Origin of the sequence: Comamonas piscis, from assembly GCF_014109725.1 — a bacterium.
In the GTDB taxonomy this organism is placed as follows: domain Bacteria; phylum Pseudomonadota; class Gammaproteobacteria; order Burkholderiales; family Burkholderiaceae_C; genus Comamonas; species Comamonas piscis.
Genome location: NZ_CP058554.1, coordinates 4364391 through 4380252 on the forward strand (window position 1 = coordinate 4364391; position 15862 = coordinate 4380252).

Below are 15862 nucleotides of genomic sequence, written 5' to 3' on the forward strand. Positions count from 1 at the left end.
TGACAGCGCGGGCAGTGACCACAACACTTGTCCCAGCCGTGACCGCCTCAGCGGGGCTCCGTTCTTATGCTTGCAACCGTCACATGACAATCCTGTGACGCTTTCAAGAGACTCCCCCACCCAATGACTACTATGAAAAAAACCTTGTTGGCCATTGCCGCTGCTGCGGCTCTTTCCTTGACCGTCTCAGGCTGCTCCGACAGCAGCGCATCTTCCCTCCGCTACAACGCCACGCTCGACCAGGCTTCGCAGGCTGAGAAAGCGGCAGTGCTGCAGACGCTGCAGGAACTGGTCAACATCGAAACCGGTACCAATGACGCCATCGGCATTCCACAGATGGGCAATTACCTGGAAGCGCGCCTGCAGGCGCTGGGGGCCAATGTGGTGCGCCACAAAGCAGAGGCGGGTGTCGTGGGCGACAACATTGTCGGTACCTTCCAAGGTAGCGGCACCAAGAGCCTGCTGCTGATGGCGCACATGGACACCGTCTACTCCCGGGGCATTCTGGCGACGGCGCCCTTCAAGGTGGAGGGCGACAAGGCCTATGGCGCGGGCATTGCCGATGCCAAGGGTGGCATCGCCGTGATTCTGCACAGCCTGGGCTTGCTCAAGGCGCAGAACTTCAGCAAGTTCAAGACCATCACGGTGATGTTCAACACCGATGAGGAAAAAGGCTCCTTCGGCTCGCGCGATCTGATCCAGCAGCTGGCTGCGTCACATGACTATGTGCTGTCGTATGAACCTTCCGGCCTGGAAGAAGGCTTTGGCACTGCCACATCGGGCATTGCCTATGTGCAGGCGGTGGTGCATGGCAAGGCATCGCATGCAGGCGTGGCACCCGAAGCAGGCATCAATGCGCTGACCGAGGCATCCGCCCTGGTGCTGCGCACGCAGGATGTGCAGGACAAGTCCAAGGAACGCGGCTTTAACTGGACCACGATGACCGCTGGCGGCAGCGCCACCAACATCATCCCGGACAAGGCCGTGGTCAATGCCGACGTGCGCTATGGTAAGAATGAAGACCTGGAGCTGATGAAGGGCATGCTGGACAAGGCCGCCGCTACACCCCACGTGCACGGCGCCACCATCGACATCAACCTGACCCGGGGCCGCCCCGCCTTCAACGCCACCGACGATGGCGTCAAGCTGATCCAGAAGGCCATCACCATCTATGCCGATGTGGGCGGTAAATCAGAGATGTACACCACGCGCGGTGGCGGTGGATCGGATGCCGCCTATGCCGCGCTGTCGGGCAAGCCGGTCATTGAAGGCCTGGGCTTGCCAGGCGCCAACTACCACTCCAACTTGGCCGAGTATGTGATGACCGAGCCGATCGCAAGACGCCTCTACCTGTCGGCGCAGCTGATTTCCGATCTGGGCCAAGGCATGTAAGCGTTTCACTCCACCTCCCCTCTCCGGGCGCCAGCAAACACTGGCGCCTTTTCGATGGTGGGGATCCATCGCGAGCATCCTCCTTCGGTTGTAGCGCCGGAACTGTAGAAGAAAGACGACGATGCCGGGGCCTGCCAGCGTACGCAGCAACACCGCGCCAGGCAGCCGCTGCGGACTATCATTGCCAAGTCAGTGGGCGGCCTCGGACAGCATGCAGGCGCTGCCCGCCCCCAGCTTCTGAGGAGTCATGCCATGTTCTCGATGAGTGTTCCCTGGTGGGAGTTTGTGGTTCGCGGATTTGTCGTTTACGCGTTCTTGCTGGTGTTTTTGCGGCTGACGGGCCGGCGCCAGATTGGCCAATACGATCCCTTCGATCTGATCTTGCTGCTGATCCTGTCGAATGCCGTGCAGAACTCGATGAACGCGGGCGACAACTCGTTGATCGGTGGCCTGATATCAGCCACGACCTTGATTGCCTGCCACTCCATCGTCGCGCAGCTGAGCTACCGCAGCAGGCGGGTGTCGCGCTGGGTCGATGGCATTCCCAAGCGGTTGATCTCCAACGGCGAGGTCAACCAGAAAGTGATGGATGCCGAGCTCATCACGGGAGACGACCTCAAGGCTGCTCTGCGCGGCGCCGGTTGCCTGCACACCTATGAGGTGGAGCAGGCCACGATAGAGACCAATGGGCAGATAACGATTGTGCTGCGCAACCGCGACAGCTCACCGGGCGCGTCCGACGCGGTCTAGCTTCGGCAAGGCAGACTTCATCTGCTCGCGCAGTTTGAACTTCTGGATCTTGCCCGAGGGCGTGGCCGGCATTTCTGGCAATACCACCAAGCGCTCAGGCAGGTAGTGCGGCGCCAGCTTCTGCACCCGCAAAAAATCGGTCACATCCGCCAGCGCCGGCTCCGCCGCGCCAGGCTTGAGCACGATCACCGCGCAGGCTCGCTCGCCCAGGCGCTCGTCTGCATAGGCCACCACCGCTGCCTGCGCCACGGCCGGGTGCTTGTAGAGCAGGGCCTCCACCTCCACCACCGGAATGTTCTCGCCACCCCGGATGATCACATCCTTGCTGCGGCCGGTGATGCGGATATAACCTTGCGCATCGATGCGCGCCTGGTCGCCGGTGTCGAACCAGCCGTCATCGGTGGTGGCATTGAGCTGCGGGCGCTTTAAATAACCGCCAAAGTTGGAATTGGCACGCACCCACAACTGGCCAATCTCACCGCGTGGGCGCTCCTGGCCCAGGTCGTCCAGCACCTTGACCTCGGCGCCCGGCAAGGGCAAGCCATCGGTCTCTACCGCGCGCTGGGCGTCATCGCCGGGCAAGGTGGTGGTGACGGCGCCGTTTTCCGACATGCCCCATGCCGAGATAATCTGCGCCCCCAAAGCCGCTTGCGCTTGCTCCACCAAGGGCCCGGGGATGGGCGCGCCTGCGCACAGGAACGTACGCAGGCTGGGCACCGCGCCGCTGGTCGCCACTTCGCGCGACAGATCGGACAGAAATGGCGTCGATGCCATCGTGAAGCTACAGCGCCATCGCCGGATCAGCTGCGCGGCTGTGGCGGCGTTCCATACGTCCAGCAGCACCGCCGTGGCACCCAGCATCACCGGCATCATCAGTCCGTACATGAAGCCGGTCTGGTGCGCCATGGGTGAGGCCATCAGCACCACATCGTCGCCACCCAGGGCCAGACGCTCGGCATAGGCATGGATGTTGGCCATCAAGGTATTGGAGGAGTGCATCACGCCCTTGGGCTCACCCGTGGTGCCGCTGGTGTAGATGAGCTGGGTGATGGCATCGGGCAGGATCCGGTGGCGCCCCAGGATCTGCGCGGCATCGGCATCGCGCTCCCAGGCGGGCTGGGTCAGCAACGCCTCAAAGCTGTCTGCGCCGGCAGCACCGATGGCGACCACGTGCTGAAGCTGGGGCAACTGCGGCTGAATGCCTTTGAGCATCGCTTCGTAGTCCAGGTTGCGAAAGTCCTTGAGCACCACGATCAGCTTGGCCTCCCCATGGCCCAGCATGAAGAGCAGCTCGCGCTCCCGAAAAATGGGCATCAAGGGGTTGAACACCGCGCCGATGCGTGCGCATGCCAGGTACAGCACCGTGAACTGCCAGACATTGGGCAACTGGCAGGCCACCACATCGGCAGGCCGCACACCCAGCCGCCACAAACCGATGGCCACGCGGTCGGCCATGCGCGCCAGCTGCGCGTAGTTGAAGGACTGCGCAGCGCCCTCGCCCGTGCGCTGCCCCACCAGCGCGAGCCGGTCGGGCCACTGCTGCGCGGCCTGGTCCAGCGCATCGTTGATGGTGGTGTCACGCCACCAGCCCTGGCTGCGCATCTGCGCACGGCGCGGCGCCAGCAATACGGCATCAAATTGCATGCTTGTCTCCTGTGGTATGAGGGCTCCGCGCTTGTTCGCTGCGCTTTGGAGCGGATGCCAGAACTACGCCGGCACGGCCTGCCTGCCGGCCCGGTCGCGGGCAATGATGGTTTTCATGATCTGGGCCGTGCCATCGCCAATCTGAAAGCCCAGCACATCGCGCAGGCGCTGCTCCATCACGCCCCGGTCGTAGCCGCCATGGCCAAACATCAAGAGGCACTGGTGGATGCAGTCATAGGCCAGCTTGGGGGCCCACCATTTGCACATGGCCGCTTCGGCGCTGTGGGGCAGGCCCTGGTCCTTGAGCCACAGCGCCTGCAGGCACAAAAGGCGCGCCGCGCTGACCTGCGTATCAAAATCTGCCAGCGGGTGCGACACCCCCTGGAAGGCCGACAAGGGCTTGCCAAAGGCCTGGCGCTGGGTGACGTACTGCCAGGCATCGTCGAGCGCCGCACGCGCCACGGCCAGCACCTGCAGGCCGATCAGCGCGCGCGAATAGTCAAAGCCCTGCATCACCTGCACAAAGCCCTGGTTCTCATCGCCCAGGCGGTGCGAGAGCGGCACACGCACGTTGTCAAAGAACAGCGAGCCCCGGCCGATGGCGCGCTGGCCATGGCAGTCAAAGCGGCTACGGGTGATGCCGGGCAAGTCCATCGGTACCAGCACCGCCGTCACGCCATGCGCGCCTGACTCCACCGTGCCGGTGCGGCCAAACACCACGGCGATATCGCACTGGTCTGCGGCGGAGATAGAGGTTTTCTCGCCGTTGAGCACATAGCCTTCCGCATCGCGCTCAATGCGCAGTCGCAGGCTGGCGGCGTCAGAGCCGCCCCGGGGCTCGGTCAGCGCAATGGCGCACAGCGCCTCGCCCGCCACCATTTTCTGCAACCAGGGCCCTGCCACATCCGGCTGGCCATGGGCCGCCAGGATCTGCGCATTGAGCGATGCCAGCAGTGGCACATAGGACATGCTCAGGTCGGCGCGCGCCAGCTCCTCATGCACGACACCAGCGGCCAGGCAACCCAGGCCCTGCCCGCCCAGGTGCTCAGGCAGCTCGGGGGCAATCAGGCCCATCGCGCCCATCTCGCGCATCAGGCTGCGGTCCAGCATCCGGGTCCGGTCGCGCTCCAGAAAGCCCGGCGCCAGGCGCGCCTCAGCAAACCGGCGCACCGATGCGGCCAGGCTCATCAAGTCATCGTTCAGGTATGGATTCATGGGCACCTCTTGCTGCAAATCGCATTACTTGGCGTGTTTGCGGAAATCGGGCTTGCGCTTTTCCTTGAGCGCAGCCACGCCTTCGCGCGACTCGTCGGTGTCGTAATACAGCTTGAGCGCATACATGCCCATGCCGGCAATGCCCGCCTGGTGCGCGGTGTCCATGTTGAAGCTGCGCTTGGCAATCGCAATCGCGGTGGGGCTGCGCTCGCAGATGGTCTCGGCCCATTCCTGCACGGTGGCATTGAGCTGCTCCGGCGCCACGCAGATATTGGCCAGGCCCATGGCGACAGCCTCTTCGCCGGAGTAGCGCTTGTTCAGGTACCAGATCTCGCGCGCCTTTTTCTCACCCACCACGCGCGCCAAGAAAGCCGTGCCATAGCCCGGGTCCACCGAGCCCATCTTTGGGCCCACCTGGCCAAAGATGGCCTTGTCGGAGCAGATCGTCAGATCGCAGATGGTGCACAGCACATTGCCGCCGCCAATCGCATAGCCCTGCACGCGGGCAATCACCGGCTTGGGCACATTGCGGATGGCATCGTGCAGCTCTTCCATCGGCAGGCCGATGGTGCCTCGGCCATCGTAGTTGCCGTCGTGCGCCGACTGGTCACCGCCGGTGCAAAAGGCCTTGTCGCCTGCGCCGGCCAGCACGATGCAGCCCACGCTCCGGTCGTAGCCCGCCTTGTTCAGCGCGCGGATCAGCTCGTCGCAGGTGGTGCCGCGAAAGGCGTTCATCTTCTCGGGCCGGTTGATGGTGATCCAGGCCACGTGGTTGCGCACTTCGTAGAGGATGTCTTCGTATTCCATGTCAGTCTCCTTGTGATTGTTGGGGGTCTTCAGCCTGCCATCGTGAGGCCGCCCGACACGCTGATGACCTGGCCGGTCACGTAGGCGGCATCGGCGGAGGCAAAGAACAAAATGGCGCCCGGCAAGTCCTCGGGCTGACCGATGCGGCCCAGCGGAATCGCGCGGGTGAAGGCGTCGATCAGCTTGTCGGGGTTGGCAGCGCCCTCCTTGTAGCTGGCGAACAAGGCGGTGTCCGTGGGGCCGGGGCAGACCACATTCACGGTGATGTTGTGGCGCGCATGCTCACGCGCCAGGGTTTTGGACAGCGCCACGAGACCACCCTTGCAGGCGGCATACACCGCCTCGCCCGATGAACCTACGCGGGCCGCATCAGAGGCGATGTTGACAATGCGCCCCGCCTTGCGCTCTGCCATGCGCGGCAGTACCGCATGGTGCATGTGCAGGGCACCCACCAGATTGATGGCGATGAGCTGTTGCCATTCGCCCTCGTTGGTTCTGGTGAAGGGCTTGAACACATCCCAGCCGGCGTTGTTGACCAGTACATCGATGGCGCCCCACTGCTCAGCTCGCTGCACGGCGGCATCCACACTGGCTCGATCGGTGATGTCACAGGCCAGCGCCTGTGCCGTGCCACCCGCCGCCACAATGGCATCCACCACCGCCTGCGCTGCGCCCAGTTGCTTGTCGAGCACAGTCACCCGGGCAGCTTCGCCCGCAAAGCGCTTGCAGGTGGCGCCGCCAATGCCACCGCCCCCACCTGTTACTACAACATGTTGTCCATCAAAACGTGCCATGATTCCACCTTTCTTGCGAGATGCATCGCCAAATTAGACAATATATTTACATAAATAGATTGACATGACAATATAGAAATCATGAGCAAAAACAGCAAATCACCTAGAGAAAACCCGAACCCACTGCGTACCGATCTGGCCAACCGCCTGTACTTCAAGCTCTACCAATGCGCCAACATGTTGCATAAAACTGGCACCAAGGCGGTCGAAGCCCAGGGCCTGACCACCCAGCAATGGGCGGTAATGGGTGCGCTGTCGCGGGATGAATCGGCGCAGGGCATGGGCATGGGCGACTTGGCGCGTTACCTGCTGGTGAGCCGCCAGAACCTGACCGGCCTGCTGTCACGCATGGAGGCCGCAGGCTATGTGCACAGCGTGCCCGATCCAGTGGACAAACGCTCCCGCCTGGTGCAGCTCACCCCTGCTGGGCAACAGGTGTGGCAGCATGATGCGGCCGAGTCGATTGGCCGCTATTACGAGCAGGCGCTGGAGGGCTTCTCCAGCAATGACATGGTGCACACCCTGCACTATTTGCTGAAGCTGCTGGACAACATGAAGGCGATTGATGTGCAGCAGAATGCGGGGAAGGAGGAGGGCTAAGAAGTTAGCCTTCCAGGCGCGCATTGGTATGCGTGCTCACTCCCATAAAAAATATGGTGGACGCGTTCTGCAGCCTTTACACCCCGGAAACATGCAGTGACACGATCAAAGTCTGCATATAATTTAATTTTTACAATTAATACATAAAAATGCAGAAGACAGCATCAGCCATGTGCCTGCTCGCAGTTGTTTTGACGGGCTGCGCCTCCGTCAATATGGCCAGCAAAGAAGAATCGGCCAAGGCCAAGTCTTTCCAACCACCCACTACAGGCAATGCCGGCCTCTACGTCTACCGGAACAGTGCGTTTGGCGCGGCGCTCAAGAAGGACATCACGATCGACGGCAAGTGCCTCGGCGAGAGCGCATCCAAGGTCTTCTTCTATACCGAAGTGGAAGGCGGCAAGACCCACAGAATCGAAACCGAATCGGAGTTTTCACCGAATGGTATTGATTTGACGACCGAGCCGGACAAGACCTATTTCGTCCGCCAGTACATCAAGATGGGAGCCTTTGTGGGCGGCGCCAATTTGGAAGTAGTGCCTGCCGAACAAGGCAAGACGGACTTGGCTGAGTTGGAAATGGCGGTCCCGGGCAAATGCGGCGAAAGACGCGCTCAATAGTATCTGGCTAGCGCCATAAATGGTGGAGGCGATAGAGGTCAGACGCATCAATGTCAGACCTTGAAAAAAGCCCTTGCTGCTTATCAGCGCAAGGGCCTTTTGATTGGGCTCGCCTTCAACAGCTCTGCTGGCATTCAGTGACCAGGACGAAGTCCTCGCCGCAACTCAGCGCTAAACAGCAAGATGGGGGCGCAGAGAAGCCATCATTCCGCGCTACCTGATGCCCCCGAATCAGCACCAAGATCCGTTGCACTTGCCCAAAAGTTGCAGTGGAAATGGCGACGCCCTACAGCAAAAAGCGCAGTCGCCAGCGAGCGCAAAACACACTGGCCCGTTTACCCTTCGTCAAGCCCCGCGAATGCGGCGGGTTACAAAGGCAGCCCATGCCAACAGCCCCAGCGACAGCAGTGCCAACATCCCACCCGAAAGCACAGGCACGGCAACGGCTGGCGGCAGAACCGCAGGGGCCGCCAACGCTCCATCATCATTGGTAACCTCAATGGCTGCCACCGATGCACCCGCCTGCAGGCTGTAGTCGTCTGCGTTGGCCGCTGGCGCAATGGCTACCGAGACGCTGACCTGGCCATCGCCTTTAACGGTATTGGGCGTGGCCGTGATCGTGCAACTCGCCGTGCTGGCGCCCACTGCAATCTCCAGCGGACCCGCGCAACCGCTGTAGCGCCCGGCGTCGCCAGTGGTGGTCAATAGGATGCTGAGCGCCACTTCAGCCGGCCGACTCAAGGAAACAGTGCAGAGGGAGACCTGCCCTTCCGAGTCCAGCAGCTGTGCCTGGTCGCACTGGATGGAAGCCATCGGTGGAACCACCTCGAAGTTGGCCGAGACCGAGGCCAGCGGTCCGACGACTTCGATATTGTCGATAGCACCCACAAAACCGCTGGAGCCATTGCCGGCGCCACCTTCCACCGCAAACACCACCAAATCGGCAAAGCGAGGGTCTTCCCGGAACTCTGCAAATGGGCGCCGTTGGTTAGGGTCCAAGCCCCCTTGCGCGGCGCTGCGCCCTTGCCAGACGATGCCATTGCGCATATCGGCTGTGGTCCACTGGTTCAGCCCCACTCCGTGTACCCCGGCAATATCGGGCGTGTACACCAAGGTCTGCGTATGCTGCCCCGCCGCATTGCGCAGGTACAACCGCAGAACAGGCGCCTGGTCCACCACATCGGTGGTGTGCACCAACCATTGGTAGCTGATTTGGGTGAGCTCCGACAGCTTGCCGAAAGTAGCAGTCGGGTAGTAAGCCAACCCCGCCTTGGCCGAGGTTCCTGGCAAATCCAGCCGCATTGAGCCATTGCCGCTGTTGGCGAAATCGGTGGTGACCTGGACCCCTCCTCCTGCGGTCAGCCCGACCTGGCCCCAGCGGTCAGGGCCGCTGCTGCCCCATTGGAATGTTGCCTCCGGCACCACATCTGCGGCAGCTACCACGCCAGCACCGGCAGCTTGCGCCCCTAGCAAGGCGGAAATCAGGACAGAACCGACGGTAAGGGTGCGAAACAAAAATTTCATGGCTCACTCCAAGTTGCCATGGATTATTGTGTCTAAATGTAAACAAGTCCAGCGTTTTATGATCAATGGCTATCAGAACGCTGTTTTTTGGAGAGGCCGTTGATGACAAGTACAGTGCCAACGGCTTAGGTCATTCCGCCGTTTCCCGGTGCCAGCGCAGGCTCAAGACACCCAACACCAATGCAAACACTGTCAGCAGCACCAGCATCAGTCCGCCTAGCTTAGGTGCCGGCCGGGTCAGCGCGCCAGCCGCTTGTTCGGCCACGGCATCCACGCCTTGCCTCAGGCGGTGAAAAACCGTTTCATCGTCTTGGTGAAGACTGGCACCTGCCACATGCTGGTCGTGGTTGGGCAAGGCCACGCCTTGCGCCCATGCACTGGTCAGCCGGCCTGCATAGGCCATCTGGCTATCGGGCAGCGTACGCTGGGACCCAGCCAGGTGGTAGGCCGCTGGCATCTCCATGCCTGATGCCGCAGCGGGCACGGCATGCGTCAGCATGCAGCCCGTTGCCACCAGCCATCCCACCATCAAACGCCGAAAACAGCCCATTGCCACAGCCATATACAGAAATTAACAATGGATCTAACTATCAGACTCCGCCTACAAACGGTCAATCCCCAGAATTAGTGAATATGCACTACTGCGCTAAAGGCCATCCTCGCCTGCAGGCAAGATGCCCGACCCGGATCGGATCGCCACAGCAGCCCTGCGAGTAGCCCGTCAACGCAAGGTACCAAGAGATGCGCGTTTAAAATGATCCGCACAAAAGAAAAATATCGTGCTATAATTGACGGCTTAGCGGCTGTAGCTCAGTTGGATAGAGTACTTGGCTACGAACCAAGGGGTCGTGGGTTCAATTCCTGCCAGCCGCACCAAAACGTCAAGCCTCAGAGTAGCGATACTCTGAGGCTTTTTCGTTGCTGGGTGCAGCGCCTGTTCAGGCCCACATATGCCTATGAAAAAAGCCGGCCCTATCGAGGAACCGGCTTGTGGTCAGCACAGCGGCTAGGCGCTGGTCACTTATTTGCTGGGACGAATCAGCACATACTGCGTCCACTCACCCCGACGGAACAGCACATTGACAGGCTTGGCCTTGTCGGCCTTGGCCACGGCAGCGTCAAACTGCTTCAGGTCATTGATCTCGGTATTGGCAATACCCAGGATCACATCGCCTTGCTTGAGGCCGGCACGCGCGGCAGCTTCATCAGCCGACACAATCTGCACACCACCCTTCAGATGCATGGACTTGCGCTGCGCATCGGTCAGATCCGTCACAACCAGACCCAGCTGCTGAGCAGCAGTCGATGGCTTGGACTTCTCAGGCTCTTTGCTGGCAGCTGCTGCATCGGCCGTGGCGTCCGATGGGATCTCGATGATGGTGATCGGCAGATCCAGGGTCTTGCCTCGGCGGAACACAGACACCGTGCTCTTGGAGCCAGGTTTGGTGTTGCCGACCCAACGCGGCAAGTCAGCCAGCTTCTCCAGCGGTTTGCCATCGAATTTGGTGATGATGTCGCCCGCTTCCACGCCGGCCTTCTCTGCTGGCGAGCCGCTTTCCACACCGGTCACCATCGCGCCCTGGGCCTTGCCCAGGCCAATCGATTCGGCCACATCCTTGCTCACGGTGGAGATTTGCACACCGATCTTGCCGCGCACCACGCGGCCCGTGGCACGCAGCTGGTCGCTCACCCGCACCGCTTCATCGATCGGGATAGAGAAGGAGATACCCATGAAACCACCCGAGCGCGAGTAGATCTGGCTGTTGATACCCACCACCTCGCCACGCATGTTCAGCAGCGGGCCACCCGAGTTGCCGGGATTGATGGCCACATCGGTCTGGATAAAGGGCAGGTAATCACCTGTGTCACGCTGCTTGGCCGAGACAATGCCGGCGGTCACCGAGTTCTCCAGGCCGAAAGGCGAGCCAATCGCCATGACCCACTCACCCACGCGCAGACGGTTCACATCGCCAATCTTTACGGCGGGCAGGCCGGTCGCATCAATCTTGACCACCGCCACATCGGTGCGCTTGTCTGCGCCCACGATCTTGGCCTTGAACTCGCGCTTGTCGGTCAAGGTGACGATGACTTCGTCAGCACCATCGACTACGTGCGCATTGGTCATCACATAGCCGTCAGCCGTCAAGATAAAGCCTGACCCCAGACCGCTGGGCACTTCATCCCCTTCAGCGCCGGGGCGCTGGGGACGCTGCTGCTTGGGAACGCTGGGCACCGGCAGGCCAAAGCGCTTGAAGAACTCGAGCATCTCGGGGTCCAGGCCGCTCTGGCTTTGGCGGCTGGAGACCTTTTCCATTGTGCGGATGTTGACCACCGATGGCCCGACCTGGTCGACCAGATCGGTGAAATCAGGCAGGCCCCGCACCGCCGCTGGCGCGGGCGTCTGCTGGGCTGCGGCCGGCAGCATCACCGCGCTGCTGACGGACAAAATCGCCGCCAGTGCACTGATCTGGAAAGGCTTCCAACGCTTTAGAGACATATCACTCCTCAATTTGACAATGTGGCGGCTCCGCTTTGGCGCAGGATTCAAACCGTATGCGGCGGGGCCGTGCCGCAATTGGAGGGGCAATATGCCTCAAGGTTCCAAGCGTGCATTCCCCTCAGATAGGCAGCAAAACACAGGTTTCAAGCCTCTGCCGAAGAAAGGCATAAAAAAACACCTGCAAGCAGGTGTTTTTGGCAGGTTCAGGCAGCGTCCAGCTTCAGCACAGCCGCGAAGCCTTGTCGGCGCAACCACCAGTCCGCTTCTCGGCATTGAAGGTGGCATTGCGCAAGAAACCGGCAGGCATCTGCAGGTTGGCCGTCACGCCAATCTGACCGCGGGCAGCGAGCACCTCATCCAGGCGCGGATCGCGCAGCATGATGGTGGAGTTCTGTCCCACCGTCACTGGCTGCTCGATCAAACCCTGCGCATTGGCAGCTACCGGCCGGATAGGCGCAGCGGACGCCACCACTTGCGATGATGCGGCGCTTGCCAACTGCTGCTGCGCGCTGCCGGCTGCACCACCCGAGAGCAAGCCCATGCTGTTCCAGCCCACCATGGCCACAGCGGCCACCGTGGCAAAACCAGCCAACATCTTCCAGCGGAAGACGGAGTGGTTGGCGGCCTCTGCACTACCTACTACGGGGGCTGCGGTTGCTGCAGTGGATACCGCAGGCACAGCGACCAAGCCGGGCGCCGGCTGGCCCTGGGCCACCAACGGCGGCTCCAGTGCAATCTTGGCATTCAGCGCATCCAGAAAGGCCAGGCTATCGGAACAAGGGCCGTGCGCTGAGCGCATCGCGTCGCCTATTACCTGGTAAGACTGCAACGAGGCGTAGCATGTCTGGTCTTCCGCCAACGCTGGCAGATCAGCCAGCATGTGGCGGAGCGTCTCCGCATCCAACTCACCATCGAGCCAGGCGGACATTTGCTCGTCGGCCACGACGGTACTTTTCATTGATGCTTGGGTTTCGAGATTCATAGCCATATTCCTAGCGGGCCCCAGGCCCTTGCAGCCAGTCATCACACTCATAAACAGCTACCAACGCTTGCCGGACTGGCGCTCAAGCATGGGCTTTACCTTGGCGGAAATCGCCTCGCGGGCACGAAAAATACGCGACCGCACGGTACCGATGGGGCAATCCATCGCAGCGGCAATGTCTTCATAAGACATGCCTTCAATCTCGCGCAGCACGATAGCCTGGCGCAGGTCTTCGGGCAACGCATCCATCGCGGTGTTCACAGCTTGGGCAATTTCCTTGGCTGCGATGACCGTTTCCGGCGTTTCATCGGTCGTTAGTTCTCGCCCGGGCGCATAAGTTTCATCATCATCGTCTTTTGCGCGCAAAGCGCTTTCCGTCATCACCGGGTTGCGCATCAGCTCCACCATCGCCTTCTTGGCGGTGTTGACAGCGATGCGGTACAGCCAGGTGTAGAACTGGGCATCGCCCCGAAACTGCGGCAGCGCCCGGTAGGCGCGCAGAAATGTCTCTTGCGCCAGATCCGGCACCAAATCCACGTCGCGCACCATGCGCCCAATCAAGCGCTCAATGCGGCGCTGGTACTTCAGCACCAGCAGGCCATAGGCCTTTTGATCTCCTGCCACCGTGCGCTGCACCAGCTGCAGATCGCTGTCATTCGCATTCGGGGTACTGGCCGTTGGCGTTCCCGTCATAAAACATGCCCTCTTGGCGCTACAAGCTTGCAGCTATTGTTGTGGTTGTTCAGCTGTAGGCTACACCGGATGGATGTCTTGCGGTTCAGCGGCAAGCGATGAGTATAAAACCCGACGAATATCCGGCCAGCGCTCTGGATTAGAAGCCCGGGCCACCAGCAACCACTGACTGCGGCCCGCAGATGGCGGCATCCGTGCTTCCAACAATAGCCAGGATTGCCCATCCATCAGCACCGCCAGCTGCGCCAGCTCCCTGCGTTGTTCGATCGCCAATGGGCCTTGCCCAAGGCACCACTGAGAGCCCGTCCAGCACAAAGAAGTTCCGGGCGGCCACAGCGGAATGCACCAAACGATGCCGGTGACCAGCGCCAACAAGCCCACGGCGATGGCGCGTAGCATCGCCGAAGGTGCAGAGGCATGCATCCAGATGAGCAACAGCACCACCACGACGCTGGCCCAGGCAGCCAGCAGCAGGCGAATGCGCGCTGGCGGGGGCAGCGCATAAGACTGCAAGGCCAACAGCGGACGGCGGCGCAGTGCGGAAGACGTGGTCGGCATCCCGCCATTGTTCGCATACGCTGCGCAGACTGGCAGCGGGGCAAACCCCTTGCTGCATTTGCAGCATTCGCCCGCTGAAAAGACAAAGGCCTCTACAAGAGAGGCCTTATCACAGGGACTAAACGGTGGCGTTGATCTAACGCCCGCGCTTACACCCGCTTGAACACCAGGGTGCCGTTGGTGCCGCCAAAACCGAAGTTGTTCTTGACGGCGATTTCCAGCTTGGCATCGCGTGCAGTGTTGGCGCAGTAGTCCAGATCGCATTCCGGATCCTGGTCCACCAAGTTGATGGTCGGCGGAATCTTCTGGTCCTTCAAGGCCATCACGGTAAATACGCTCTCCAGGCCGCCAGCGCCGCCCAGCAAGTGGCCGGTCATCGACTTGGTCGAGCTGATGACCATCTTCTTGGCATGGTCGCCCATGGCCGCCTTGATGGCATTGGTCTCGTTCAAGTCACCCAGCGGCGTGGAGGTGCCGTGGGCATTGAGGTAGTCCACCTGGTCGGCGTTGACACCGGCATTGCGCATCGCAGCCAGCATGGCGCGGCGTGGGCCGTCCATATTGGGGGCCGTCATGTGGCCGGCGTCGGCGCTCATGCCATAACCCAGCAACTCGGCATAGATCTTGGCACCACGGGCCTTGGCGTGTTCGTACTCTTCGAGCACGACAATGCCGGCGCCCTCACCCAGTACAAAACCGTCACGGCCCTTGTCCCAGGGGCGCGATGCGGCCTTGGGATCGTCGTTGCGTGTGGACAATGCGCGCATGGCTGCAAACCCGCCCACACCCAACGGAGAAACAGTAGCTTCGGTACCACCTGCAATCATGACGTCGGCATCGCCGTACTCGATCATGCGACCGGCTTCACCAATGCAGTGCAAGCCCGTTGTGCAAGCAGTCACCACCGACAGGTTCGGGCCCTTGAAGCCAAAACGCATCGATACATGACCTGCGACCATATTGATAATGGACGCTGGAACAAAGAAAGGCGTGATGCGGCGCGCACCACGGCGCTCATATTCACCGTGCGTGTTCTCAATCAGTGGCAAGCCACCGATACCCGAACCGATCACACAGCCAATGCGAGTTGCGAGCTCATCATCCAATGCCTCGCCCGAAGGCAGGCCGGCGTCTTTCACTGCCTCTTGGGCAGCGGCAATGCCGTAATGAATGAAGGAGTCCATCGTGCGTGCTTCCTTGGCACTCATATAGGACTCAAGATCGAAGCCTTTGACCTCACCTGCAATCTTGCAGCTGAAATCGGTGGTATCGAACTTGGTAATGAGGTCAATGCCGGATTGACCGGCCAAAATGTTGGACCAGGCTTCAGCAACCGTGTTACCCACGGGGCTGATGCAACCCAGACCAGTCACGACGACGCGACGGCGACTCATGCGTTACAACTTTCTTGTTGATCTCTCGGAAGATAGCGGCAAGACACTTGCGCCACAAGGGCGCCAAGTGCATGCGCAATCAATTAAGCCTTTTGGTGGCTGTTGGCGTAGTCGATGGCGTTCTGCACCGTCGTGATCTTCTCTGCGTCTTCGTCAGGGATCTCGATTTCGAACTCATCTTCCAAAGCCATCACCAGTTCCACGGTGTCCAGCGAGTCAGCGCCCAGGTCGGCTACAAAAGCCTTTTCGTTCGTTACTTGAGACTCTTCCACGCCGAGTTGTTCGGCGATGATTTTCTTGACACGTGCTTCGATATCGCTCATGGTTTCCCTCTGGGGGTTGTGAATGAACCCGCGATTCTAGCTGCTTCAGCAATACCTGAGTGCAAC

The 15862-nt window shown here is 60.9% G+C and carries 16 protein-coding genes and 1 tRNA gene; 5 read left to right on the forward strand and 12 right to left on the reverse strand.

Annotated elements, in window-relative coordinates:
* Window positions 1–123: 123 nt before the first annotated feature.
* A complete protein-coding gene (locus HS961_RS19670; protein WP_238347670.1) occupies window positions 124–1392 on the forward strand; it encodes a glutamate carboxypeptidase in 1269 nt (422 codons plus the stop codon).
* A 252-nt stretch (window positions 1393–1644) separates the two neighbouring features.
* Window positions 1645–2142: a DUF421 domain-containing protein gene (locus HS961_RS19675; protein WP_182324902.1), complete on the forward strand. Its 498-nt coding sequence runs from the start codon at window positions 1645–1647 to the stop codon at window positions 2140–2142.
* Here the strand turns inward: HS961_RS19675 and aliA are convergent.
* From aliA to HS961_RS19695, 4 genes are all read right to left on the reverse strand, one after another.
* Window positions 2116–3786, reverse strand: a complete 1671-nt coding sequence (gene aliA / locus HS961_RS19680) for a cyclohexanecarboxylate-CoA ligase (RefSeq protein ID WP_182324904.1) — start codon at window positions 3784–3786, stop codon at window positions 2116–2118. The two genes, HS961_RS19675 and aliA, sit on opposite strands and share 27 nt — an antisense overlap.
* Window positions 3787–3849: 63 nt before the next feature.
* Window positions 3850–5001 (reverse strand): cyclohexanecarboxyl-CoA dehydrogenase, encoded by a 1152-nt coding sequence (gene aliB, locus HS961_RS19685; protein ID WP_182324906.1) that lies wholly within the window; start codon window positions 4999–5001, stop codon window positions 3850–3852.
* A 24-nt stretch (window positions 5002–5025) separates the two neighbouring features.
* Complete coding sequence (gene badI, locus HS961_RS19690) at window positions 5026–5808, reverse strand: 2-ketocyclohexanecarboxyl-CoA hydrolase (RefSeq protein WP_182324908.1); 783 nt, start codon at window positions 5806–5808, stop codon at window positions 5026–5028.
* A gap of 29 nt (window positions 5809–5837) precedes the next feature.
* A complete protein-coding gene (locus tag HS961_RS19695) occupies window positions 5838–6602 on the reverse strand; it encodes an SDR family oxidoreductase (RefSeq protein ID WP_182324910.1) in 765 nt (254 codons plus the stop codon).
* An 81-nt stretch (window positions 6603–6683) separates the two neighbouring features.
* Here HS961_RS19695 and HS961_RS19700 point away from each other — a divergent pair, with 81 nt between their 5' ends.
* Both HS961_RS19700 and HS961_RS19705 read left to right on the forward strand, forming a co-directional pair.
* The gene (locus HS961_RS19700) at window positions 6684–7202 is read left to right on the forward strand and encodes a MarR family winged helix-turn-helix transcriptional regulator (protein ID WP_182324912.1); all 519 of its coding nucleotides are present in this window, start codon (window positions 6684–6686) and stop codon (window positions 7200–7202) included.
* 170 nt (window positions 7203–7372) lie between these two features.
* Window positions 7373–7822, forward strand: a complete 450-nt coding sequence (locus HS961_RS19705) for a DUF2846 domain-containing protein (protein ID WP_238347672.1) — start codon at window positions 7373–7375, stop codon at window positions 7820–7822.
* Window positions 7823–8167: 345 nt separating this feature from the next.
* Here HS961_RS19705 and HS961_RS19710 read toward each other — a convergent pair whose 3' ends face one another.
* Window positions 8168–9346, reverse strand: coding sequence for a hypothetical protein (locus tag HS961_RS19710; RefSeq protein WP_182324916.1), 1179 nt, complete (start codon window positions 9344–9346; stop codon window positions 8168–8170).
* Between the two features lie 130 nt (window positions 9347–9476).
* Window positions 9477–9908, reverse strand: a complete 432-nt coding sequence (locus tag HS961_RS19715; protein ID WP_182324918.1) for a hypothetical protein — start codon at window positions 9906–9908, stop codon at window positions 9477–9479.
* A 237-nt stretch (window positions 9909–10145) separates the two neighbouring features.
* Here HS961_RS19715 and HS961_RS19720 point away from each other — a divergent pair.
* Window positions 10146–10222: transfer RNA gene (locus tag HS961_RS19720), tRNA-Arg, on the forward strand.
* Window positions 10223–10367: 145 nt separating this feature from the next.
* Here HS961_RS19720 and HS961_RS19725 read toward each other — a convergent pair.
* From HS961_RS19725 to acpP, 6 genes are all read right to left on the reverse strand, one after another.
* Complete coding sequence (locus tag HS961_RS19725; RefSeq protein ID WP_412101666.1) at window positions 10368–11771, reverse strand: DegQ family serine endoprotease; 1404 nt, start codon at window positions 11769–11771, stop codon at window positions 10368–10370.
* A 295-nt stretch (window positions 11772–12066) separates the two neighbouring features.
* Window positions 12067–12804: a sigma-E factor negative regulatory protein gene (locus HS961_RS19730; protein WP_182324922.1), complete on the reverse strand. Its 738-nt coding sequence runs from the start codon at window positions 12802–12804 to the stop codon at window positions 12067–12069.
* Window positions 12805–12885: 81 nt separating this feature from the next.
* Window positions 12886–13521, reverse strand: a complete 636-nt coding sequence (rpoE, locus tag HS961_RS19735) for an RNA polymerase sigma factor RpoE (protein ID WP_182324924.1) — start codon at window positions 13519–13521, stop codon at window positions 12886–12888.
* Window positions 13522–13581: 60 nt separating this feature from the next.
* Window positions 13582–14079 (reverse strand): hypothetical protein, encoded by a 498-nt coding sequence (locus HS961_RS19740; protein WP_182324926.1) that lies wholly within the window; start codon window positions 14077–14079, stop codon window positions 13582–13584.
* A 149-nt stretch (window positions 14080–14228) separates the two neighbouring features.
* A complete protein-coding gene (gene fabF / locus HS961_RS19745) occupies window positions 14229–15473 on the reverse strand; it encodes a beta-ketoacyl-ACP synthase II (RefSeq protein WP_182324928.1) in 1245 nt (414 codons plus the stop codon).
* Between the two features lie 83 nt (window positions 15474–15556).
* Window positions 15557–15796 carry an acyl carrier protein gene (gene acpP / locus HS961_RS19750; protein ID WP_021027954.1) on the reverse strand — a complete coding sequence of 80 codons (240 nt, stop codon included), beginning with the start codon at window positions 15794–15796 and terminating at the stop codon, window positions 15557–15559.
* Between the last annotated feature and the right edge of the window lie 66 nt (window positions 15797–15862).

Bases quoted from the DNA above. Each gene is read 5' to 3' on its own strand.
- HS961_RS19670 (WP_238347670.1), top strand. From the start codon at position 124: ATGACTACTATGAAAAAAACCTTGTTGGCCATTGCCGCTGCTGCGGCT.
- HS961_RS19675 (WP_182324902.1), top strand. From the start codon at position 1,645: ATGTTCTCGATGAGTGTTCCCTGGTGGGAGTTTGTGGTTCGCGGATTT.
- aliA (WP_182324904.1), bottom strand. From the start codon at position 3,786: ATGCAATTTGATGCCGTATTGCTGGCGCCGCGCCGTGCGCAGATGCGC.
- aliB (WP_182324906.1), bottom strand. From the start codon at position 5,001: ATGAATCCATACCTGAACGATGACTTGATGAGCCTGGCCGCATCGGTG.
- badI (WP_182324908.1), bottom strand. From the start codon at position 5,808: ATGGAATACGAAGACATCCTCTACGAAGTGCGCAACCACGTGGCCTGG.
- HS961_RS19695 (WP_182324910.1), bottom strand. From the start codon at position 6,602: ATGGCACGTTTTGATGGACAACATGTTGTAGTAACAGGTGGGGGCGGT.
- HS961_RS19700 (WP_182324912.1), top strand. From the start codon at position 6,684: ATGAGCAAAAACAGCAAATCACCTAGAGAAAACCCGAACCCACTGCGT.
- HS961_RS19705 (WP_238347672.1), top strand. From the start codon at position 7,373: ATGTGCCTGCTCGCAGTTGTTTTGACGGGCTGCGCCTCCGTCAATATG.
- HS961_RS19710 (WP_182324916.1), bottom strand. From the start codon at position 9,346: ATGAAATTTTTGTTTCGCACCCTTACCGTCGGTTCTGTCCTGATTTCC.
- HS961_RS19715 (WP_182324918.1), bottom strand. From the start codon at position 9,908: ATGGCTGTGGCAATGGGCTGTTTTCGGCGTTTGATGGTGGGATGGCTG.
- HS961_RS19725 (WP_412101666.1), bottom strand. From the start codon at position 11,771: ATGCTGCCGGCCGCAGCCCAGCAGACGCCCGCGCCAGCGGCGGTGCGG.
- HS961_RS19730 (WP_182324922.1), bottom strand. From the start codon at position 12,804: ATGAAAAGTACCGTCGTGGCCGACGAGCAAATGTCCGCCTGGCTCGAT.
- rpoE (WP_182324924.1), bottom strand. From the start codon at position 13,521: ATGACGGGAACGCCAACGGCCAGTACCCCGAATGCGAATGACAGCGAT.
- HS961_RS19740 (WP_182324926.1), bottom strand. From the start codon at position 14,079: ATGCCGACCACGTCTTCCGCACTGCGCCGCCGTCCGCTGTTGGCCTTG.
- fabF (WP_182324928.1), bottom strand. From the start codon at position 15,473: ATGAGTCGCCGTCGCGTCGTCGTGACTGGTCTGGGTTGCATCAGCCCC.
- acpP (WP_021027954.1), bottom strand. From the start codon at position 15,796: ATGAGCGATATCGAAGCACGTGTCAAGAAAATCATCGCCGAACAACTC.